Annotated in this window: 18 protein-coding genes; 5 read left to right on the forward strand and 13 right to left on the reverse strand. The window is 71.6% G+C overall.

Going from position 1 to position 20898, the window contains the following annotated elements; translation table 11 throughout:
• Window positions 1–85: 85 nt before the first annotated feature.
• Entirely contained in the window at window positions 86–1912 is a 1827-nt protein-coding gene (locus tag ACIBH3_RS01585; RefSeq protein WP_396309805.1) for a phosphoenolpyruvate carboxykinase (GTP), read from the reverse strand.
• A 277-nt stretch (window positions 1913–2189) separates the two neighbouring features.
• On the opposite strand from ACIBH3_RS01585, the gene ACIBH3_RS01590 reads away from it, so the two are divergent.
• Window positions 2190–2870, forward strand: coding sequence for a hemolysin III family protein (locus ACIBH3_RS01590; protein ID WP_396309806.1), 681 nt, complete (start codon window positions 2190–2192; stop codon window positions 2868–2870).
• Between the two features lie 761 nt (window positions 2871–3631).
• On the opposite strand, the gene ACIBH3_RS01595 is transcribed toward ACIBH3_RS01590, so the two are convergent.
• From ACIBH3_RS01595 to mca, 4 genes are all read right to left on the reverse strand, one after another.
• Window positions 3632–5683: a thioredoxin domain-containing protein gene (locus ACIBH3_RS01595; protein WP_396309807.1), complete on the reverse strand. Its 2052-nt coding sequence runs from the start codon at window positions 5681–5683 to the stop codon at window positions 3632–3634.
• A 61-nt stretch (window positions 5684–5744) separates the two neighbouring features.
• Window positions 5745–6305 carry a Uma2 family endonuclease gene (locus ACIBH3_RS01600; RefSeq protein ID WP_396309808.1) on the reverse strand — a complete coding sequence of 187 codons (561 nt, stop codon included), beginning with the start codon at window positions 6303–6305 and terminating at the stop codon, window positions 5745–5747.
• Between the two features lie 72 nt (window positions 6306–6377).
• Window positions 6378–6569 (reverse strand): hypothetical protein, encoded by a 192-nt coding sequence (locus ACIBH3_RS01605; protein WP_396309809.1) that lies wholly within the window; start codon window positions 6567–6569, stop codon window positions 6378–6380.
• A gap of 69 nt (window positions 6570–6638) precedes the next feature.
• Window positions 6639–7535 carry a mycothiol conjugate amidase Mca gene (gene mca / locus ACIBH3_RS01610; protein WP_396309810.1) on the reverse strand — a complete coding sequence of 299 codons (897 nt, stop codon included), beginning with the start codon at window positions 7533–7535 and terminating at the stop codon, window positions 6639–6641.
• Window positions 7536–7785: 250 nt separating this feature from the next.
• On the opposite strand from mca, the gene ACIBH3_RS01615 reads away from it, so the two are divergent.
• Window positions 7786–8199: a DUF4307 domain-containing protein gene (locus ACIBH3_RS01615; protein WP_396309811.1), complete on the forward strand. Its 414-nt coding sequence runs from the start codon at window positions 7786–7788 to the stop codon at window positions 8197–8199.
• A gap of 291 nt (window positions 8200–8490) precedes the next feature.
• Window positions 8491–8988, forward strand: a complete 498-nt coding sequence (gene greA / locus ACIBH3_RS01620) for a transcription elongation factor GreA (RefSeq protein WP_396309812.1) — start codon at window positions 8491–8493, stop codon at window positions 8986–8988.
• Window positions 8989–9132: 144 nt separating this feature from the next.
• Here greA and ACIBH3_RS01625 read toward each other — a convergent pair whose 3' ends face one another.
• The 3 genes from ACIBH3_RS01625 to ilvA form a co-directional block, all read right to left on the reverse strand.
• Window positions 9133–9990, reverse strand: coding sequence for an ABC transporter permease (locus ACIBH3_RS01625; RefSeq protein WP_396309813.1), 858 nt, complete (start codon window positions 9988–9990; stop codon window positions 9133–9135).
• A 1-nt stretch (window position 9991) separates the two neighbouring features.
• Window positions 9992–11020, reverse strand: coding sequence for an ATP-binding cassette domain-containing protein (locus tag ACIBH3_RS01630; RefSeq protein ID WP_396309814.1), 1029 nt, complete (start codon window positions 11018–11020; stop codon window positions 9992–9994).
• Between the two features lie 249 nt (window positions 11021–11269).
• Window positions 11270–12481 carry a threonine ammonia-lyase gene (ilvA, locus tag ACIBH3_RS01635; RefSeq protein WP_396309815.1) on the reverse strand — a complete coding sequence of 404 codons (1212 nt, stop codon included), beginning with the start codon at window positions 12479–12481 and terminating at the stop codon, window positions 11270–11272.
• Between the two features lie 122 nt (window positions 12482–12603).
• Here ilvA and ACIBH3_RS01640 point away from each other — a divergent pair, with 122 nt between their 5' ends.
• Window positions 12604–13113: a MarR family winged helix-turn-helix transcriptional regulator gene (locus ACIBH3_RS01640; RefSeq protein WP_396309816.1), complete on the forward strand. Its 510-nt coding sequence runs from the start codon at window positions 12604–12606 to the stop codon at window positions 13111–13113.
• A gap of 21 nt (window positions 13114–13134) precedes the next feature.
• Here the strand turns inward: ACIBH3_RS01640 and ACIBH3_RS01645 are convergent, their stop codons facing one another.
• Window positions 13135–14289 (reverse strand): cystathionine gamma-synthase, encoded by a 1155-nt coding sequence (locus ACIBH3_RS01645; protein ID WP_396309817.1) that lies wholly within the window; start codon window positions 14287–14289, stop codon window positions 13135–13137.
• A 325-nt stretch (window positions 14290–14614) separates the two neighbouring features.
• Here ACIBH3_RS01645 and msrA point away from each other — a divergent pair, with 325 nt between their 5' ends.
• Window positions 14615–15280 carry a peptide-methionine (S)-S-oxide reductase MsrA gene (gene msrA / locus ACIBH3_RS01650; protein WP_396309818.1) on the forward strand — a complete coding sequence of 222 codons (666 nt, stop codon included), beginning with the start codon at window positions 14615–14617 and terminating at the stop codon, window positions 15278–15280.
• A 241-nt stretch (window positions 15281–15521) separates the two neighbouring features.
• Here msrA and ACIBH3_RS01655 read toward each other — a convergent pair whose 3' ends face one another.
• From ACIBH3_RS01655 to ACIBH3_RS01670, 4 genes are all read right to left on the reverse strand, one after another.
• Window positions 15522–16919 (reverse strand): hypothetical protein, encoded by a 1398-nt coding sequence (locus ACIBH3_RS01655; protein ID WP_396309819.1) that lies wholly within the window; start codon window positions 16917–16919, stop codon window positions 15522–15524.
• 82 nt (window positions 16920–17001) lie between these two features.
• Complete coding sequence (locus tag ACIBH3_RS01660; RefSeq protein ID WP_396309820.1) at window positions 17002–18264, reverse strand: Ig-like domain-containing protein; 1263 nt, start codon at window positions 18262–18264, stop codon at window positions 17002–17004.
• 315 nt (window positions 18265–18579) lie between these two features.
• Window positions 18580–18921 (reverse strand): hypothetical protein, encoded by a 342-nt coding sequence (locus ACIBH3_RS01665; protein WP_396309821.1) that lies wholly within the window; start codon window positions 18919–18921, stop codon window positions 18580–18582.
• Between the two features lie 440 nt (window positions 18922–19361).
• Window positions 19362–20762, reverse strand: a complete 1401-nt coding sequence (locus ACIBH3_RS01670; protein ID WP_396309822.1) for a cystathionine beta-synthase — start codon at window positions 20760–20762, stop codon at window positions 19362–19364.
• Window positions 20763–20898: the final 136 nt, after the last annotated feature.

A 20898-nucleotide genomic window follows, 5' to 3' on the forward strand; every position in this document is an offset into this window, starting at 1 on the left:
CCGGAAGAGCAGGAAGAGAGAGCGGCCGGACGGTCTCCCCCGAGTCGGGGGGAGACCGTCCGGCCGTGGCGTCAGCGGTCAGCGCTCAGCCGAGGCGCTTGACCAGTGCCCGGTACTCGTCCCACAGCTCGGTGGGGGTGTGCTCGCCGAACAGCTCCAGGTGGGCCGGCACGAGCGCGGCCTCCTGGCGCCAGATGTCGGCGTCGACGCTGAAGAGCAGCTCGCGGTCGGCCTCCGAGAGGTCCAGGCCGGAGAGGTCGAAGCCGTCCTGGGTGGGCAGCACGCCGATCGGGGTCTCGACGCCCTCGCCGGTGCCCTCCAGGCGCTCGACGATCCACTTCAGCACCCGGCTGTTCTCGCCGTAGCCCGGCCACACGAACTTGCCCGCGCTGTTCTTGCGGAACCAGTTCACGTAGTAGATCTTCGGCAGCTTCGAGGCGTCGGCCTGGGCGCCGAGCTTCAGCCAGTGGCCGAAGTAGTCGCCCATGTTGTAGCCGCAGAACGGCAGCATCGCGAACGGGTCGCGGCGCAGCTCGCCGACGGTACCCTCGGCTGCGGCGGTCTTCTCGGAGGCGATGTTCGCGCCGAGGAAGACACCGTGCTGCCAGTCGAAGGACTCGGTGACCAGCGGCACCGCGGTGGCGCGGCGGCCGCCGAACAGGATGGCCGAGATCGGCACACCCGCCGGGTCCTCCCACTCCGGGGCGATGGTCGGGCACTGTGCGGCCGGGACGGCGAACCGCGCGTTGGGGTGGGCGGCCGGGGTGCCGGACTCCGGCGTCCAGTCGTTGCCGCGCCAGTCGGTCAGGTGGGCCGGGGGCTCCTCGGTGAGGCCCTCCCACCAGACGTCACCGTCGTCGGTCAGCGCGACGTTGGTGTAGACGGTGTTGCCCCAGAGCGTCTCGATGGCGTTGGCGTTGGTGTCCACGCCGGTGCCGGGGGCGACGCCGAAGAAGCCGGCCTCGGGGTTGATGGCGTAGAGCCGGCCGTCGGCGCCGAAGCGCATCCAGGCGATGTCGTCGCCGATCGTCTCGACCTTCCAGCCCGGGATGGTGGGCTGGAGCATGGCGAGGTTGGTCTTGCCGCAGGCGCTCGGGAAGGCCGCCGCGACGTACTTGGCCTCACCGGTCGGCGGGGTGAGCTTGAGGACGAGCATGTGCTCGGCCAGCCAGCCCTCGTCACGGGCCATGGTGGAGGCGATGCGCAGCGCGTAGCACTTCTTGCCGAGCAGGGCGTTGCCGCCGTAGCCGGAGCCGAAGGACCAGATCTCGCGGGTCTCCGGGAAGTGCGAGATGTACTTGGTGTTGTTGCACGGCCACGCGACGTCCGCCTGACCCTCGGCCAGCGGCGCGCCGACGGTGTGCACGGCCTTGACGAAGTCGCCGTCCTCGCCGAGCTGGTCGATCACGGCCTGGCCCATGCGGGTCATCACGCGCATCGACACGGCCACGTAGGCGGAGTCGGTGATCTCGACGCCGTACGCGGCCAGCGGGGAGCCGACCGGGCCCATCGAGAAGGGCACGACGTACATCGTGCGGCCCTTCATCGAGCCGCGGAACAGGCCGTTGTCGCCCTGGAAGATCTCCCGCATCTCGGCGGGGGCCTTCCAGTGGTTCGTCGGGCCGGCGTCCTTCTCCTGCTCGGAGCAGATGAAGGTCCGGTCCTCGACGCGGGCGACGTCCGTGGGGTCCGAGGCCGCGTAGTAGGAGTTGGGACGCTTGTCCTGGTTGAGCTTCTTGAAGGTGCCCTGAGCCACCAGCAGCTCGGCGAGGCGCTGGTACTCCTCCTCGGAGCCGTCACACCACTCGATGCGGTCCGGCTGGGTGAGCTCCGCGATCTCGCTCACCCAGGCCAGCAGACGCTTGTGGCGGGTGGGCGCGGATGCGCTGAGAGCAGAGTTCTCGTACGACACGATCGCTCCGTTTCACGCCATCTCGGCACCGAGACGGCGTAGCGGGGGTTTGAGGGTGCTTGCAGCGTAGCTCCGGCTGCCAGGGGTGAACACGGCGCCTTGGTGAAATTGACGCCACTTTTACTACTAGACGGATAATTACTGGCCAGTAATCAGGCTTCGCTGTCCCACTCGGGGCCCCCGGATGCCGCACCCGAATACTCCAAAACGTCTAAGAGTGACGAGCGACACTACCTACGCCCTGGTAACCTACGCCGCCGTAGGTAGGATCTTGCGCATGACTGCAGATCAGAGCACGGCTCTCGAAGCGCTCGTCGCGGAGATCAAGCCGAAGTGGCGCGGATGGCTGCACGCCGGCATGTTCCCGGCGGCGCTCGCCGCGGGGATCGTCCTGATCTGCCTCGCCGGATCGACCCGCGCGAGGATCGCCTGCGCCGTCTACTCGGTGAGCGCCTGGCTGCTGTTCGGCGTCAGCGCGGTGTACCACCGCTTCGACTGGGGGCCCAGGGGCGACGCGGTGCTGCGCCGCCTCGACCACGCGAACATCTTCCTGATCATCGCCGGCTCCTACACCCCCTTCACCATCCTGCTGCTGGACGGCGGCCGCCGGCAGCTGCTGCTCTGGCTGGTCTGGGGCGGGGCCCTGGCGGGGATAGCGTTCCGGGTCTTCTGGGTCGGCGCGCCGCGCTGGCTCTACACACCCTGCTACCTCGCGCTCGGCTGGGCCGCCGTCTTCTTCCTGCCCGACTTCCTGCGGGCCGGCGGGGTCGCCGTGATCACCCTGATGATCGTCGGCGGTGTCCTCTACAGCCTGGGGGGCGTGGTGTACGGCCTCAAGCGGCCGAACCCGTCACCGCGTTGGTTCGGGTTCCACGAGGTCTTCCACGCCTTCACCCTCGGGGCCTTCATCGTGCAGTACGTCGGCGTCTCGCTGATCGCATACAACGCCGCCAGCTGAACCCCCCGGCGCGGTCGCGGCCACCGGCCCGGCTGCGCCGGCCCCCGCGGCCCCGGACCCGGCCACGCGTCGGCCGGGGAGCCCCGCCGCCCGCGCGTCCAGCGCCTCCCGAGCCCGGCGGCAGCGCTCGCAGTGGGCGGCGTCCGGCGCCGCACCGCCCGGGCGGTGCGCCCTGAGCAGTGCCGGGACGTGCCGGACCCGGAACCGGCGCGCCACGTAGACCATCACCAGCAGCACCTCCACCCCGGCCACCGCCAGCACCAGCGCCTCGCCGTTGATCAGAAACGCCGCGACCACGGCCAGCGCGGCCGCCACCACCGCGGCCGCACCCCAGAGCTGCGCACCCGTCGAACCCCTGCCCGCCATGGCTCCTCCTTCCTGCGCCGGGCTCGTGGTCGGCTCCTGCCGCCCCACCCCTTCTCCGCTCTCGGCGTCGCACCGGTCCCGCACTGACCGATTGCCACATGATATCTACCGACAGTGACACGGCGGGGCCCCGGAACGGCGAACGCCGGATCAACGTTGCGTCAATTCCTCATGCCGGACGGGCACTTACCCTCCCCATCGGCGCACGCCCCGCGCGTACCCTCCGTAGCGCCCGCCCCGGGGCGCACCCAGGCGTCCGCTTCCCCGATGCGGGAGCGGCGGGAGCACGGGGAGCACTGCCCTCAGGCCTGCGCCCCGGCCTGCTCGGCGTCCGCTGGGACCGGGAGCAGGCCGGGGACCGGAGCAGGCCGGGGCCGGTGGGGTGGGTGAGCGGGCTACTCCCCGGCGCGCACGCCCAGCCGCTCGGCCAGCACGGCCGCGTCCACCGTCGGGGCGTCGCAGGTGAAGTGACGGCAGACGTACGCGGCCGGTGCCCCGGCCACCAGCGGGCGGTCGGCCAGCAGCGGCACGTCGCTCGGCCCGCCCTCACCGCGGGCGACCACCGCACCGGGCGCGGTGGCCAGCAGCGCGGTGCGGTGCAGCGCGGCGGTGGCGGGGTCGTCCGCCGGGCCGACCACGGCGACCTCGCGGGGGCCGTCCGTCCACGCCTCGGCCGCGGCCAGCCCCCAGCCGATGAAGCGCGGCGCCCGAGATGCCAGCGCGCCCACGATGGCCAGCGCGCGCTCGGCCGCGGTGCGGTGCAGCGCCGAGCCGGTGTACGCGGCGTACGTCAGCAGGGCGTTCGCGGCCGCCGTCCATCCGGAGGGGGTGGCGTTGTCGGTCGGGTCCTGCGGGCGGCGGATCAGCTCCTCAGCGTCGTCCGCCGTGTCGTACAGCGCCCCGGATGCCTCGTCGGCGAAGTGCAGCAGCACGGTGTCCAGGAGGCCGCCGGCCAGCCCGAGCCAGGCGCTCTCACCGGTCGCGGCGTAGAGCGCGAGGAAGCCCTCGGCGGTGTCCGCGTAGTCCTCCAGCACGCCCGCGTTGGTGCCCGCCCGGCCGTCGCGCGAGGTGCGCAGCAACCGGCCGTCGGCCGTCAGGTGGACGGCGATCAGCAGGTCGGCGGCCCGCACGGCGGCGTCCAGCAGGTCGGGGCGCTCCAGCAGCGCGCCCGTCTCGGCGAGGGCGGCGATCGCCAGGCCGTTCCAGGCGGCGACCACCTTGTCGTCCCGGGCGGGCGCCGGCCGCTGCGCGCGGGCGGCCAGCAGCCGGGCCCTGATCCGCTCGAACGCGGCCGGGTCCTCGGGGTCGGCCGGCAGCTGGAGCACCGAGGCGCCGCGCTCGAAGGTGCCGCGGTCGGTCACCTCGAAGAGCCGGGCGGCCAGCGCGCCGTCCTCGGGCCCGAGCACCTCCACCAGCTGACGCGGGGTCCAGGCGTAGTAGGCGCCCTCCAGCGAGTCGCCGGTCGCCTCGTCGACGCTGTCCGCGTCCAGCGCGGAGGCGAACCCGCCCTCTGGGGTGCGCAGTTCGCGCAGCAGGAAGTCCGCAGTCTCCAGCGCGACCCGGCGGGCGAGGCCGTCGCCGGAGGCGCGCCACAGGTGCAGGTGGACGCGCAGCAGCAGCGCGTTGTCGTAGAGCATCTTCTCGAAGTGCGGCACCACCCACTCCGCGTCCACCGAGTAGCGGGCGAACCCGCCGCCGAGCTGGTCGTAGATGCCGCCGCGGGCCATCGCCTCGCAGGTGCGCCCCGCCATCTCCAGGGCGGCCTCGGATCCCGTCCGCGCGTGGTGACGCAGCAGGAACTCCACCGCCATGGCCGGCGGGAACTTGGGCGCCCCGCCGAAGCCGCCGCGCTTGGCGTCGAAGCTGCGGCTGAGCCCGAGCAGCGCCTGGTGCAGGTCCGCCTCGGCGGGCGGCCGGTGCACGCCCGAACCGACCGCGTAGAGCGAGGCCCGCTCGGCCAGGTCCGCCCTGATCCGGGCGGCGACCTCGCCGACCTCCTCGCGGCGGTCCCGCCAGGCGGCGAAGACCCCCTCCAGCACCTGCCGGAAGCCGGGCATCCCGTGCCGCGGCTCGGGCGGGAAGTACGTCCCGAAGTAGAACGGGTCCTTGTCGGGTGTCAGGAAGACCGTCATCGGCCAACCGCCCTGCCCGGTCGCCGCCTGGACGGCCTCCATGTAGACGGCGTCCACGTCCGGCCGCTCCTCGCGGTCGACCTTCACCGCGACGAAGTGCTCGTTGGCGTACGCGGCGAGGCTCTCGTTCTCGAACGACTCGTGCGCCATCACGTGGCACCAGTGGCAGGCCGCGTACCCCACTGACAGCAGCACGGGCACCCCGCGCCGCCGGGCCTCCTCGAACGCCTCGGGGCCCCACGGCCACCAGTCGACCGGGTTGTCGGCGTGCTGGAGCAGATACGGCGAGGTCGCGTCAGCGAGACGGTTCGGCATGCCCCCATCCTTGCGCATCCCACCCCACCCGGGGCAGAGGACTCAGCCCCGAGCAGGAGACTCAGCGCCGGCTGAGCACCGCCGGGTCGAACCGCACCGGGAACGGCAGCGCCACCTCGGCCTCGGCGCCGGCGAGCAGCGCCGCGGTCTCCTTGTACCGGCCCTGCACCAGCTCGAGGACGATCAGTTGCGGCGAGGGTGCGAGCTCGAGCCGCCAGAAGTGCGGGATCTCCGCCTCGGCGTACAGACCGGGCTTGACGCTGCGGTCCATGTGCTTGTTGCTCGGCGAGACGATCTCCACGATCAGCTGGACGGCCTCACTGTCGAGAGCGACCGGATCACCGGCGGTCGCGGCGGCGTCCACCACCACGAGGTCCGGCACGAACAGCCCGGAAGGCACGATGACGTTGACGGCCTCCAGCACCTCGACCCGCGCGTCGGCCGCGAGGGCTGCGGCCTCCAGCAGATTGGCCAGGCGACGCGAAGCCCGCTGGTGGTTCACGGCGGGTGCAGGCGACATCATCAGGACACCGTCCAGGAGCTCGTACCGGCTGTTGCTCTCATCCAGCGCGAGTACGTCCTCGACGGTCCACGCCCCAGCGTGGTCATAGGCAACGCTCATCCGGCGGCCACCTCCTCGGCCGCCTCCATCATGCTGTGGCGCGTTCACCGTTGTCTCCCGATGCGGGCCGCGTCACTCCTTCGTGGGTTCGGGCTCCTCCACGAAGTCGACGCGCTTGAACTGCTTGTTCATGGACTTGACCAGGAACCACGTCGCCACACCGAGGGCGGCGAAGACCACGAAGCCGAGCAGGCCGGGGGTCACCTTGGTCTGGTCGAGCGCGAGGTCGGCGGCGAGGTGGCTGAGGTTCACGGGGGTACTCATCTCTCCATGGTGACCCGGCCCGGTGCGGGCCGGGTCACCGGGGTGGTGCGTGTCGCGGGCCGGTTCGGGTCAGCTGCCCGACTCGGCGGCCAGGCTGCGGCTGCGCAGCCCGGCGAACAGGTCGTCCTCGGGGAGGTCGGTGTCGATCAGGGAACGGGCCAGCTCGTAGTCCTCGGTCGGCCAGACGTCGCGCTGGACCTCCAGCGGCACCCGGAACCACGGGCCGTCGGGGTCGATCTGGGTGGCGTGGGCGATCAGCGCGGCGTCCCGGGTCGCGAACCAGTCGTCGCACTTCACCCGGGTGGTGATCTCGCGCTCCTTGCGGCCGCTCTTCTCCCAGCCCGCGATCCACTCGCCGTACGGCGAGTCGTGGCCGTGCTCGACCAGGTACCCGTGCAGGGCGCGGATGCGGTCCATCGGGAAGCCGTGGTTGTAGTAGAGCTTCAGCGGCTGCCAGGGCTCGCCGGACTCGGGGTAGGCGTCCGGGTCACCGGCGGCGTCGAAGGCCGCCATGGTGATCTTGTGGGTCATGATGTGGTCGGGGTGCGGGTAGCCGCCGTTCTCGTCGTAGGTCGTGATGACCTGCGGCTTGAACTCGCGGATCAGCCGCACCAGCGGCTCGGCCGCCTCGGCCACCTCCTGGAGGGCGAAACAGCCCTCCGGCAGCGGCGGCAGCGGGTCACCCTCGGGCAGGCCGGAGTCGACGAAACCCAGCCAGGCCTGCTTGACGCCGAGGATCGCGCGCGCCGCGTCCATCTCCTTGCGGCGTACCTCGTGAATGTTCTCCTCGACGAACGGGTCGCCCTGGAGCTTGGGGTTGAGCACCGACCCGCGCTCCCCGCCCGTGCAGGTGGCCACGAGCACGTCCACCCCCTGCTCGACGTACATGGCCATGGTGGCCGCGCCCTTGCTGGACTCGTCGTCCGGGTGGGCGTGCACCGCCATCAGTCGCAACTGCTCAGTCAACGCCTGGCTTCCTTCCGAGAATGTCTGCGCCGTACCAACGCCCGGGCCGCACAACAGCTGCGCCGTACCGCGACCGCCGCCCGTGCCACCGCCGGCCGTACGACCGCGGAGCCCGCCGCCGAAGCGCCCGGCCCCCCGCCCCCGCCGGACCGACCGCGGGTGTGTTCCTCCTATAGTGACGGACTGGAGGAGCCGTACATTCCCCCCGCACCACCCAGGTGGCCCCTCCCACCGAGAGGACTGAGCCACCATGAGCGCCGGCACCACCACCCCGCAGCCGCCCGAGGGGCGCTACGGCCGCCGCGGCGACCGCGAGGCCGACCGCCGGCTGAAGGCCGTGGGCGCGGCGTGCGCCGTCCTGCTGCTCGGCGTGATCGCCTGGTCCGGCGGCTCGTACCTGCTGCGCGAGACCAGGATGAACGGGTCGGTGCCGGCCTTCGAGGCGGTCTCCGACTCCGAGCTGCTGATCCATCTGTCGGTGAGAAAGCGCGAGGGCACGGCGGGCACCTGCACCGTCCGCTCGCAGGGCGCGGACGGCTCGGTGGTCGGCCAGTACGACTTCCAGGTCCCGGCCGAGGGCACCAGCTACGACGACCGGCTGACGCTGCGGACCACCGCCCGCGGCACCACCGCCCAGCTGCTGGGCTGCACGCCGGCCCGGTAGCGGCGGCCGCGACGGCCCGAAACCCGCCCCTCCGGGCGCATATTCGATCAGGGGAGCGGGAATCCGTACTGGGTGTCCCGGACACCCGGGCTTCACCTGGGCGTCAATGGCGCGCAAACGGCTCTCCCGTCCGCTGACGGAAATTGTTAGGCTCGTGGTTTCGCCCCTTCCGCGCCGGATGGTACGGGAGCGGGCGTTGCTTTGTAGTTACGACCGATATACCACCGATACCACCGCGCCCCTGCTGACGACCAACCCTCAGCACAGCCCCAGCACCTACGAGGAGCACCTGTGACCCAGACCAGCGAACACGTGACCTGGCTCACTCAGTCCGGCTACGACCAGCTCAAGGCCGAGCTGGAGCACCTGACCGGCCCCTGGCGGATCGAGATCGCCCAGAAGATCGAGGCGGCACGCGAGGAGGGCGACCTCAAGGAGAACGCCGGCTACCACGCGGCCAAGGAGGAGCAGGGCAAGTACGAGCTGCGCATCCGCCAGCTCACCCAGCTCCTGGAGCGCGCCAAGGTCGGCGAGGCGCCCGCCGACTCCGACGTGGTCGCCCCCGGCATGGTCGTGACGGTCGCCTTCGACGGCGACCCGGACGACACCATGGTCTTCCTGCTCGGCTCGCGCGAGGTGGCCGGCGACGACCTGGACATCTACTCCCCGCAGTCGCCGCTCGGCCGCGCCATCGACGGCAAGAAGGTCGGCGAGGACGCCGGTTACGAGCTGCCGAACGGCAAGAAGGCCTCGGTGCGGATCACCGACATCAAGCCCTACGCCGGCTGATCATCGCCCGGACAGCGGACCCGGACGGCGAACCGGGACACCGAAGGGGCGGCCGTGGAACACTCCACGGCCGCCCCTTCGCGTTCCCCTCAACCGGACCGGGCGGCCCGGTCCAGCGGCGCGCCCAGCCAGGACCGGACCGGGTCAGCCCACCGCGGAGCGGTACTTGCGGACCGACAGCCAGGAGAACACCGCCGTGATCACCAGCGACCAGACCACCGACACGCCCACCGCATGCTGCATCGGCCAGGCGTCCGGCACCGGCCCGACCTGGTTGCCGAAGAGGTCGCGGCAGGCCTGCACGGTGGCGCTGAACGGGTTCCAGTAGGCGATGCCCTGCAGCCAGCCCGGCATGCTGCTGACCGGCACGAAGGCGTTGGAGATGAAGGTCAGCGGGAACAGCCAGATCAGGCCGGCCGAGGTCGCCGCCTCCGGGCTGCGCACCGACAGACCGATCAGCGCGCCGATCCAGGAGAAGGCGTAGCCGAGCAGGAGCAGCAGCCCGAACGCGCCCAGTGCCTTCAGGATGCCCTCGTGGATCCGCCAGCCGACCAGCAGCGCCACCATGGCCAGCACCAGCAGCGTGAACGCCGTCTGGCACAGGTCCGCCAGGGTACGGCCCACCAGCACCGCCGAGCGGGTCATCGGCAGCGAGCGGAAGCGGTCCACCAGGCCCTTGGTCATGTCCTCCGCGACGCCGGCCGAGGCGCCGGCCACCGCGAAGGTGACGGTCTGGGCGAAGATGCCCGCCATCAGGAACTGGGTGTACGCCGAATGGCTGGCCTCGGTGCCCGGGATCTGGATGGCCCCGCCCATGACGTACGAGAAGAGCAGCACGAACATCACCGGCTGCATCAGGCCGAAGACCACGATCTCCGGGATGCGGGTCATCCGGCGCAGGTTGCGCTTGGCGACCACCCACGAGTCGTGGGCCATCACGATCACACCGTGCCGCTGGGTCGGGACGGCGCCGCCGATGGCGTGCTCGGTGACCGTCGTCATCTCAGGCGTCCTTTCCGGCCGGAACGGCCTGCTTGTGCCTGCCGTTCCCCTTGGCGGGCTCGGCTCCGTCGCCGTTCTCCTCGTCCTCCGGGGCGGTGGCGTGGCCGGTGAGGGAGAGGAAGACGTCGTCCAGGGTGGGGCGGCGCAGGCCGATGTCGTCGATCTCGATGGAGCGGGCGTCCAGCTCGCGGATCACGTCTGCGAGCACCTTGGCGCCGCCGCTGACCGGGACGGTGATCCGGCGGGTGTTCTTCTCCACCGACGGCTCGCCCTTGGCGTACGGGGACAGGGCGGAGACGGCCTCGCCGACGAGGTCGCGCTCGTGCACGACGACCTCGATCCGCTCGCCGCCGATCTGCGCCTTGAGGTGGTCGGCGGTGCCGCGGGCGATCACCCGGCCGTGGTCGACCACCGCGATGTCGTGAGCGAGGCGGTCGGCCTCCTCCAGGTACTGGGTGGTGAGCAGCAGGGTGGTGCCCTGCTCGACCAGGGTCTCGATCACCTCCCAGAGGGCGAGCCGGTTGCGCGGGTCCAGGCCCGTGGTGGGCTCGTCCAGGAACATCACCGGCGGCCGGACGACGAGTGCGGCGGCGAGGTCGAGCCGCCGGCGCATGCCGCCGGAGTACGTCTTGGCGATGCGGTCCTTGGCCTCACCGAGGTTGAACCACTCCAGCAGCTCCAGTGCGCGGGCCTTCGCGTCCCGGGAGGTCATCTGGTAGAGCTCGCCGACCATCTGGAGGTTCTCGCGGCCGGTGAGGTACTCGTCGACGGCGGCGTACTGACCGGAGAGGCCGATCAGGCTGCGCACCCGGTTGGGGTGCTTGAGCACGTCGACGCCCGCGACCACGGCGCGGCCGGAGTCGGGGCGGAGCAGGGTGGCGAGGACCCGGACGGTGGTGGTCTTGCCGGCGCCGTTGGGGCCCAGCAGCCCGAGCACCGTGCCCTCGGGGACGTCGAGGCTGACGCCGTCGAGGGCCCGTACATCACCGAACGTCTTGACCAGGTTCTCGGCTTGGATGGCTGGCGCCATGGGCCTGTCTCATCTCCTCTGACCGTGCAGCTGTTGACGACTCGACTGATCTGTCCCGCTTTGACCCGTTAGGGCCTACCCGGGCGACCCGACCTTCATGCCTTCCTGGCCACGCCGCCGACGCGATGCATCGCGAGAATGGCATCCGCGATATATCGCGTCAAGCGAATTGGCTCACCTCGCGCCCCCACCTTGCGCCCCCGGGGCGCCGCTCACCTCACGCCCGCCGCACGGCCGCCCGGCGCATGGTCACTGCGAGACGACGTACCCCGCGACCCTCAGCTCGCTGAGCACCGCCGTGCAGTGCTCCGGACCTTTGGTCTCCAGGTGCAGGTCCACCTCGACCTCGGTCAGCCCCAGCCGGGGGTCGGTCCGCACATGCGCCACGTCCAGCACATTGGCGTCCAACCGGGTCAGCACCCCCAGCAGGTCGGCCAGCGCCCCCGGCCGGTCCGCCAGGCGCACCCGCAGCGAGAGGTAGCGCCCGGCCGCCGCCAGGCCGTGCCGCAGCACCCGTTGCATCAGCTGCGGGTCGATGTTGCCACCGGAGAGCACCGCGACGACCGGGCCCTCGAAGGCCCCCGGGTGCTCCAGCAGCGCCGCGATCGGGCTCGCCCCGGCCGGCTCCACCACCAGCTTCAACCGCTCCAGGCCGAGCAGCAGGGCTCGCGACAGCGCGTCCTCGGAGACCGTCAGCACGCCGTCCGCCAGCGTGTTGATCACCTCGAACGGGATGTCACCGGGCCGCCCGACCATGATCCCGTCGGCCATCGTCGCGAAGCTCTCCAGCGACACCGGACGCCCGGCCGCGAGCGAGGGCGGGTACGCCGCCGCGGCGGCCGCCTGCACGCCCACCACCCGGATGTCCGGGCGCAGCGGCTTGACCGCCGCCGCGATGCCCGCCAGCAGGCCGCCGCCGCCCACACCGACCAGGATGGTGCGCACCTCCGGGCACTGCTCCAGGATCTCCAGGCCGACGGTGGCCTGCCCGGTGATGACGTCCCAGTGGTCGAAGGGGTGGATGAAGACCGCGCCGGTCGCCTCCGAGTACCGCTGGGCGGCCATCAGCGCCTCGTCGACGGTGGCGCCGTGCAGGCGCACCTCGGCGCCGTACTCCCGGGTCGCGGCGACCTTGGGCAGCGGGGCGGCGAGCGGCATGAAGACCGTCGCGTGCACCCCCAGCAGCGAGGCGGCCAGCGCGACCCCCTGGGCGTGGTTGCCGGCGCTCGCGGCCACCACGCCGCCGGCGCGCTGCACCGGCGAGAGCCCCGCGATCCGCACGTACGCGCCGCGCAGTTTGAACGAGCCGGTGCGCTGGAGGTTCTCGCACTTCAGGTGGACCGGTGCACCGATCAGCGCCGAGAGGTGGCGGCTGCCCTCCATCGGGGTGACCCGGGCGACCCCGGCGAGCATCTTGTGGGCACCGCGGACATCGTCGAGGGTGATCGGCCAGCTCTGCATACCGCCAGCCTACGGCCGTGGGCGCGGCCGACCGGGGACGCCGGGACGGTTCCCGGGGCCGCCCGGCGCGCGTACGCTGCTGATCCTGAGCCTCTCTCACCGCACACCGATCGTGAGCCGCGATGACGACGACCTCGCCCCGGGCCACTCCCCCGCGCACCGATCCCGTCCACGCCCAACTCCAGTACCAGGTGGCGCTGTTCGCCCGCCGGATGGAGCAGGTCAGGGCCTCCGACGGTGTCGGGGGCCTGGACCGGGCCGCCTATCTGCTGCTCGACCGTCTCGAACTCCACGGCCCGGCCAACATCAAGGCGCTGGCCGACGCGCTGGGCATCGACTCCTCCACCGTCACCCGGCAGGTCGCGCCGCTGGTCGCCGCCGCACTGGTCGGCCGGGTGCAGAACCCGGCCGACCGGCGCGCGGTGTGCCTCGCCCTCACCTCGCTCGGCGCCCAGCATCTCGCCGAAGTCCGGGCCGGGCGGGTGGAGTTGATGCGCCGGCTGGTCGCCGGCTGGCCGGCCGAGGAGCAGCGGGCGTTCTGCGCCCTGCTGGCCCGCTTCAACCACTCCATGGAGTCGTACACGGCGGGCCGGCAGGGCGGCGGCGGGGAGCTGCCCGCGGGCGGCGACTAGCCCGGCGCCTGCTGGCAGCGGTCAGCCCAGCGCCTGCTGGAGGTCGGCCAGCAGGTCGTCGATCGACTCGATGCCGACGGAGACCCGGACCAGGTCGGCGGGAACCTCCAGCGCGGAGCCGGCCACCGAGGCGTGCGTCATCCGGCCCGGGTGCTCGATCAGCGACTCCACACCGCCCAGCGACTCACCGAGGGTGAACAGCTTCGCGCGGTTGCAGACGTCCACGGCCGCCTGCTCGCCGCCGGCGACCCGGAAGGACACCATGCCGCCGAAGGCCTTCATCTGCTTGGCCGCGATGTCGTGCCCCGGGTGCTCGGGCAGGCCCGGGTAGAGCACCTGGCTGACCTTCGGGTGCGCGGTCAGCAGCTCGGCGATCTTCTCCGCATTGGAGCTGTGCCGGTCCATCCGGACACCCAGCGTCTTGATGCCGCGCATCACCAGCCAGGCGTCGAACGGGCCGGAGACCGCGCCCATGGCGTTCTGGTGGTACGCGATCTCCTCGCCGAGGCCGGCCTCGGCCGCGACCAGCGCGCCGCCGACCACGTCCGAGTGGCCGCCCATGTACTTGGTGGTCGAGTGCACCACGACGTCCGCGCCGAGCGAGATCGGCTGCTGGAGGTAGGGGCTGGCGAAGGTGTTGTCCACCATCAGCAGCGCGCCGGCGCCGTGCGCGATCTCGGCGAGGGCGGCCAGGTCGGTGATGCCCAGCAGCGGGTTGGAGGGCGTCTCCACCCAGACCGCGCGGGTGTTGGGGCGCAGCGCGTCGCGGACGGTCGACAGGTCCTGGGTGTTGGCGACGGAGAACTCCACGCCCCAGCGGGTCAGGACCTTGGCGAACAGCCGGAAGGTGCCGCCGTAGGCGTCGTTCGGGATGACGATGTGGTCGCCCGGCTTGAGCACGGTGCGCAGCAGGGTGTCCTCGGCGGCCAGGCCGGAGGCGAAGGCCAGCCCTCGGCTGCCCCCCTCCAACGCGGCGAGGCACTCCTCGAGCGCGGTACGGGTCGGGTTGGCGCTGCGGCTGTACTCGTAGCCGTTGCGCAGGCCGCCGACCCCGTCCTGCTTGTAGGTGGACACCTGGTAGATCGGCGTGACGACGGCCCCGGTCTGGGGGTCTGCTTCCTGACCCGCGTGGATGGCGAGGGTCTCGAAGCCGTGGGGAAGCTGGTGCTCGGTCATGCCACCGAGCGTAGTGGTCAAACCGCCCGTCGTCCGGTCGGAGCAGGATCACCGGTATATCGGGCCGGTGCGACCCGCCGACCCGCCGCCGTGCATACCCGCTCGCCCGCGCGTTCGAGCACGGCCAGCCGATCCCTACAACCACCCGCGTCGTACACACGTTCCCACGACGGCCAGATCGGCATGGGCACCTCCGCGTGCTTGTCCGACGCGGTTCGCCTCACAGTCCTTGCGCATTGCTTACGTCGTCGCAGACGCCGGAATCCGGCGTCTGCGCGGGACGTTGAAGCTGACGCAACCTCCCCCGAGCCAGTTGGAGCAGGCCGTGCTGTTCAACCGCCACAAGACCGAGCTCGTCACCGCCGAGCGGGCGCTGCCCGGCCGGGCGGCGCCGGCGTTCACCCTCACCGCCCCGCACACCGTGCTCGGCACCCCACTCACCGGGCCGTACCCGGCCGGGTACGAGGTCGCGGACTTCGGGCTGGGCTGTTTCTGGGGCGCCGAGCGCAAGTTCTGGCAGCTGCCGGGCGTCTGGACGACGCTGGTGGGCTACCAGGGCGGTCACACCGAGAACCCGACGTACGAGGAGGTGTGCAGCGGGCTGACCGGGCACACCGAGGCGGTCCGGGTGGTCTACGACCCGGCGCTCGTCTCGTACGAGACGCTGCTGAAGACGTTCTGGGAGGCGCACGACCCGACCCAGGGCAACCGGCAGGGCAACGACGTCGGTACCCAGTACCGCTCCGCCGTCTACACCCACTCCCCCGCCCAGGCGGCCGCCGCCGAGGCGACCCGTGACGCCTTCCAGCCCGAGCTGACGGCGCTCGGCCTCGGCGCGATCACCACCGAGATCGCCCCGGCCGGCCCGTTCTACCCGGCCGAGCCGTACCACCAGCAGTACCTGTCGGACGCCAAGAACCCGAACGGCTACTGCGGCCTCGGTGGCACCGGCGCCAGCTGCCCGATCGGCGTGGCCCGCACCGAAGGCTGAGGCCGGGAGCGGAAGCGGGGGGGGGGGGGGGGGGGGCCCCCCCCCCCGGGCGGGGGGGGGGGGGGCGCGGGCCGGGGGGGGGGGCGGGGGGGGGGCGGGGGGGGGGGGGGCCGGGGGCCCCCGGGCCCCCCCCCCCCGGGGGGGGGGCCCCCCCCGCGGGGGGGGGCCGGGGGGGCGCGGGGGGGCCCCCCCCCCCGCCCCCGGCCGGGGGGGGGGGGGGCCCGCGCCGCGCGGTGTCCGCTCAGCTCTTCATGTCGAGCAGGTCCTTCATGTCCTGGAAGCCCAGGCCCAGCTTGGAGTAGGTCGAGATCTGCGCCTCGGTCAGGCCGCCCGCGACCAGCTCCTTCACCTGGGCGTCGGTCAGCGGCTCACCGGGCGGGAGGTCGTCCAGGCTCGCGTCATCGGCGCCGGTACCGCCGGTACCACCGGTGCGGCCGGCGGGCCCGCCCGGGCGGCCCGGACCGCCCTCGCCGAGGGCCGCACCGACGACCGCCCCCATGATGCCCTCAAGGTCGTCCGAGGTGAGCGGGGTGGCCGCGCCGGGTGCCTGCGGGGCGGGCGCGTCCTTGCTGAAGGCGAGCTTGACCGGCAGGTGGACGTCCGGGCCGACGTCCTTCGCCAGCTGGGCGACGTCGAAGGTCAGCGCGGAGAGCGAGCCGTCCTTGAGGTACAGGTCGACGCCGACCGTGCGGTCCGGCACCGAGGTCGGGGCGGCCGACGGCAGGGTCTTCAGCTGCGGGAGGTCCTTGGCGGCCGGCTTGACGGCCTTCAGCAGCTCGTCGGCGAGCCTGCGGGCGGGCGCGGAGACGACGAGGTGCTCGGTGCCGTCCTTCTTGCCCTTGTCCTCGAAGCTGAGGTTGTGCGACAGCACATCGCCGATGGTCTTGTTGAGGTCCTTGGCGGTCTTCGGGTCCAGCGACGGCTTGGCGGAGGGGGTGGCCCCGCCCTTCGCGCGCCCCGGGGCGCCGGCGGCCGCCTCCTCGCCGAACTTCTCCAGGACCTTGGGGTCAAGGGAGATCCACTGACCGGCCATCGCGTCCTTGAGGGCCTTCAGGTCCGACGGGAACTCGTCCGCGAAGCCGCGGACCTTCGCCGGGTCCTCGCCGCCGAGTTCGGCCAGCGCCGCCAGGTCGAGCTTCAGGTAGGTCTTGGCGTCGACGTGGCGCAGGTCGACGTAGACCTTGCCGCCCCTGCCCGACAGCACATAGGAGAAGTCGAGCGCGGCGTCCTCGGAGACGGTGTTGAAGTCACCCGACTCCTGGGCCTTCTTGAAGGAGTCGAGCTCCTTCAGCGGCTTGTCCGCACTGACGGCCATCTCCAGGCTCAGTCCGGACAGCGCCTCGGCGGCCTTGGGCTCGATCGGGTCATGCACGGCCTTGCCGAACGCGATCAGCTGGTCAGGGGTCGCCTCCACCGAGAACTGCGCGCGGAACGTCCTGCCCTCGTCGATCCGGTCGAACGCCTTCGCCACCTTGTCGGCGGCGCTGAGTTGCTGGACCGCGCTACAGGCCGTCAGGCCCGTGGCGACGACGGCGGAGCAGGCGGTGGCGGCCAGGACGGTGCGAATGCTCCGCCGTGCAACAGTGTTGATGGGATTCTCCCCGAAAGCGCTGATCAGATCCGTCGGACAGACAAGCACGAATCTCTCGCACCGGCATGCGAATTTCGCTCCGCCCGAACGCGACCACACGCTATCCCAGCGCCGCGCAACCCCCGTCCGGTCAGGTCGCGCTGCCGGCCTTCCAGTCGCTCCAGCTCATGTTCCAGCCGTTCAGGCCGTTGGACGGCTCGACCGTCCGGTCGCCGGAGTTCACGACCTCGACCACGTCGCCGGTCATCGAGCTCTTGTAGAACCTGTAGCCGTTGGTGTTCGCGTCCTCGCCGCCCTTGGCGTCCTGGAGGCCGATGCAGCCGTGGCTGGTGTTCTGGCTGCCGAAGATCGACGGGCTAGACCAGTAGTTGCCGTGGATGAAGGTGCCCGAAGTGGTCAGACGCTGGGCGTGCGGCACGTCGGGGATGTTGTACTCGTCGCCGAGGCCGACCGTGGTGGAGTCCATCTTGGTCTGCTGGAACTGCTCGGAGATGACCATCTTGCCGCCCCAGGTCCGGTGCTCGGGGGCACCGCCGGAGATCGCGTAGACCGCGGTGACCTGACCGTCGGTGGTGACGGTGAGCTTCCTGGCGCCGAGGTCGGCGACGCTGGTCTGGCTGCGGCCGATGGCGAAGCCGACGTCCTTGGACTGGGTGCCGAAGGTGCCCTTGGCCCCCTCGACGTCCTTGAGCCGGAGCTTGAGGGTGACCTCGGTGCCCTTGGCCCAGTACTCCTGCGGCCGGAAGTCGAGGCGGGTGCTGGAGAACCAGTGCCCGACTATCTCGACGCCCGGCTCGGCTATCACGGTTATCGCCTGCTGGACGGCCTTGCGGTCGGTGATCGGCTTGTTGAAGTTGATCGAAACGGGCATGCCGACGCCGACGGTGGAGCCGTTCTCGGGGGTGAAGTAGCCCACGAAGGTGTTGGCCGGAGTGGCGGTGGTGAAGGTGGTGTTGGCGTCCGCCTCCAGCTTGTCGGCGTCGGTGGCGGTCACAGCGACGGTGTACTCGGTGCCGCTGGCCAGCGTGCCGGTGGACGTCCAGCTGGTCGAGTCGGCGGACATCTCGCCCTCGACGGCCTTGCCGGCGGCGTCGGCGACCTTCACCGAACCGAGGGTGCCGGCGGCGACGGTGACCTTGACCGGGGAGCCGAAGGCGGCGTTGGCGGCGCCGGCGGCGGGCGTGACGGTGATCTTCGCGACGGAGGTCCTGGGCGCGCTGCTGGTGCCGCCACCGGGCGCCGTACCGCCGGAGCCGCTGCCGCCGGCCCGGGAGCCGTTGTCGTCGTCGCAGGCGGCCAGCAGCAGCACCGGCGCTCCGAGCAGGCCCGCCAGCACGCCGCGCCGGCTCCAGCCGCCCTGGTCCGGTCGTTCCCGCTGCTCCCGTGCCGTCACGTCGTGGCCTTTCTGCCGTGCGCGCCGCGGTGCCGTCCGCTGCGTGGTCCGCGGTGCGCGAGCCGCCGTACGAGCCCGCTCTCTCCCGGATGGTTCGGATACAGAAACGCGGATCGACTGCCGCCGGTTCCACCATCAAGGGGATGAGATCGTATGAGATCACTTAACATCCCGCCAAACATGGACAAACCGCCCGACCCGTGGGATCACGGCTCGGGCGGTCGCAGGACGGATCCAACCGTCGGTTCGCCCGGTCGACTCAACCGGCCGGACTCAGACGGCGGCCGGATTCAGACGGGCGGATTCAGCCGGTCGTCACTCGGCGGACTGCTCCTCCACCGTGTACTCGTCCCAGCCCTCCCCCTCGGGGTCGAACTCGGTCTGCGCGGACTCCCAGGTCGCCGAGGCGAGCTCGATACCCGGGACATCGCCGAGCAGGGCGACCGGGTCGATGAAGTGGGCGAGCGAACCCGAGGGGTCCACCTCGATCGCCTCGACGGACTGCTCGCGCTCCTCGTCGTCGAGGTACTCGTCGTGCTCCACCTGGGCAAGGGCGGCGGCCTTGAGGGCCTGCTCATCGGTGATCTCGGCGATGAGCTCGATGCTGAGCCGGACGTAGCGCGGGGCGTCCTGGCCGGTCGTTTCGGTGCTGGTCATGCGTGCGAGCGTACGGGAAAGGGCCGGCCCCTCCGAAGAGGGACCGGCCCCACCCGCCTGCGCACGGGCTCCCCCACCCGGGAGCCGCGCAGACGCGCCTTACGGCGCGATCGGTGCCGCAGGAGCCGCCGCACCCTGTCGATCGGCCGGAGCCGAACAGGGGCGGGACGACGGCGCCTCCTACGGGCCCCTCCCACCCCTTACGGGCGGGAGGGCGGACACGGTGGGCCGGGTCAGGGCCGACCGACGTGCCCAGGACGACCTCGGTCACCGGGGAGCCGCTCCCGGCGGTTGCTGTCGTCCAGCTCGGCGTGCTTGCCGTTGACCACTACGATGCCCGCCGCTTGTTAAGCGCGTGCTGCGCGCACGTGACGCCGGTGTACCAACTCACCGTGGACGAATCTTCACCCGTCCGGTGCGGGTGGCACCCTGACGCCAGGTCAGTGCCCGGTGCGGCTGGTGAGGAAGCCCAGCAGGTCCTGGCGGGTGACGATGCCCTGCGGCTTGCCCTCCACCAGCACCACGGCCGCGTCGGCCTTCTCCAGCACGGTCATCAGGCTGGTGACGCTCTCGCCCGAACCGACCACGGGAAGCGGCTTGGACATCACCTTCTCCAGCGTGTCGTCCAGCTCGATCTCCTTGGCGAACAGGCCCTCCAGCAGCAGCTTCTCCGCCACCGAGCCGATCACCTCGCCCGCCATGATGTCGGGGTGGCCGGCCCCCGGGGAGACGACGGGCATCTGCGAGACGCCGTACTCCTGGAGCACCCGGACGGCCTCGGCGACGGTCTCGCTGGGGTGCATGTGGACGAACTGCGGGATGCCCTCGTGCTCGATGGCGTCCTTGCGGGCGAGCACCTCGCCGATCGAGGCCTCGTCGGTCGAGGAGGGCAGGAAGCCGTAGTCGGCCATCCAGTCGTCGTTGAAGATCTTGGAGAGGTAGCCACGGCCGCCGTCCGGCAGCAGCACCACGACCACGTCGTCCGGGCCGAGCCGCTTGGCGACCTCCAGCGCGGCCACCACGGCCATCCCGCAGGAGCCGCCGACCAGCAGGCCCTCCTCCTTGGCCAGGCGACGGGTCATCTGGAAGGAGTCCTTGTCGGAGACCGCCACGATCTCGTCCGCCACATCGCGGTCGTAGGCGGTCGGCCAGAAGTCCTCACCGACACCCTCGACCAGGTACGGCCGGCCGGTGCCGCCCGAGTACACCGAGCCCTCGGGGTCGGCGCCGATCACCTTGACCTTGCCGCCCGACGCCTCCTTCAGGTAGTTGCCGGTGCCGGAGATGGTGCCGCCGGTGCCGACACCCGCCACGAAGTGGGTGATCTTCCCCTCGGTCTGCTCCCACAGCTCCGGGCCGGTGGAGTGGTAGTGCGAGGCCGGGTTGTCGGGGTTGGAGTACTGGTCCGGCTTCCAGGCGTTCGGGGTCTCCCGGACCAGGCGGTCGGAGACGTTGTAGTACGAGTCCGGGTGCTCGGGGGCAACGGCGGTCGGGCAGACCACGACCTCGGCGCCGTACGCACGCAGGGTGTTGATCTTGTCGGTCGAGACCTTGTCCGGACAGACGAAGATGCAGTGGTAGCCCTTCTGCTGGGCCACGATCGCCAGGCCCACGCCGGTGTTGCCCGAGGTCGGCTCGACGATGGTGCCGCCCGGCTTGAGCGCACCCGAGGCCTCGGCGGCCTCGATCATGCGCATCGCGATCCGGTCCTTCACCGAACCGCCGGGGTTGAAGTACTCGACCTTCGCCAGCACCGTCGCGCTGATGCCCTCGGTGACCTTGTTCAGCTTGACCAGCGGCGTATTGCCGACCAGGTCGATGATCGAGTTGTGGTACCGCACGGGGGTCCTCCCGGTCTGTGGCCATGCCAGTGCTTTATCGGTACCTCAAAGACTATGGCCCCGGATGGCCGACGCTCACCGATAGCGCGCACCGCCGGACGGGTACTAGGGATACGAGGTACTGGAACAGCCCCCA

It is taken from the genome of Kitasatospora sp. NPDC050543, assembly GCF_044457565.1.
Taxonomy (GTDB): Bacteria; Actinomycetota; Actinomycetes; order Streptomycetales; family Streptomycetaceae; genus Kitasatospora.

Coding starts and splice junctions, on each gene's coding strand:
- ACIBH3_RS01590 (WP_396309806.1), top strand. CDS start 2,190: ATGACTGCAGATCAGAGCACGGCTCTCGAAGCGCTCGTCGCGGAGATC.
- ACIBH3_RS01595 (WP_396309807.1), bottom strand. CDS start 5,683: ATGCCGAACCGTCTCGCTGACGCGACCTCGCCGTATCTGCTCCAGCAC.
- ACIBH3_RS01600 (WP_396309808.1), bottom strand. CDS start 6,305: ATGAGCGTTGCCTATGACCACGCTGGGGCGTGGACCGTCGAGGACGTA.
- ACIBH3_RS01605 (WP_396309809.1), bottom strand. CDS start 6,569: ATGAGTACCCCCGTGAACCTCAGCCACCTCGCCGCCGACCTCGCGCTC.
- ACIBH3_RS01615 (WP_396309811.1), top strand. CDS start 7,786: ATGAGCGCCGGCACCACCACCCCGCAGCCGCCCGAGGGGCGCTACGGC.
- ACIBH3_RS01625 (WP_396309813.1), bottom strand. CDS start 9,990: ATGACGACGGTCACCGAGCACGCCATCGGCGGCGCCGTCCCGACCCAG.
- ACIBH3_RS01630 (WP_396309814.1), bottom strand. CDS start 11,020: ATGGCGCCAGCCATCCAAGCCGAGAACCTGGTCAAGACGTTCGGTGAT.
- ilvA (WP_396309815.1), bottom strand. CDS start 12,481: ATGCAGAGCTGGCCGATCACCCTCGACGATGTCCGCGGTGCCCACAAG.
- ACIBH3_RS01640 (WP_396309816.1), top strand. CDS start 12,604: ATGACGACGACCTCGCCCCGGGCCACTCCCCCGCGCACCGATCCCGTC.
- ACIBH3_RS01645 (WP_396309817.1), bottom strand. CDS start 14,289: ATGACCGAGCACCAGCTTCCCCACGGCTTCGAGACCCTCGCCATCCAC.
- ACIBH3_RS01665 (WP_396309821.1), bottom strand. CDS start 18,921: ATGACCAGCACCGAAACGACCGGCCAGGACGCCCCGCGCTACGTCCGG.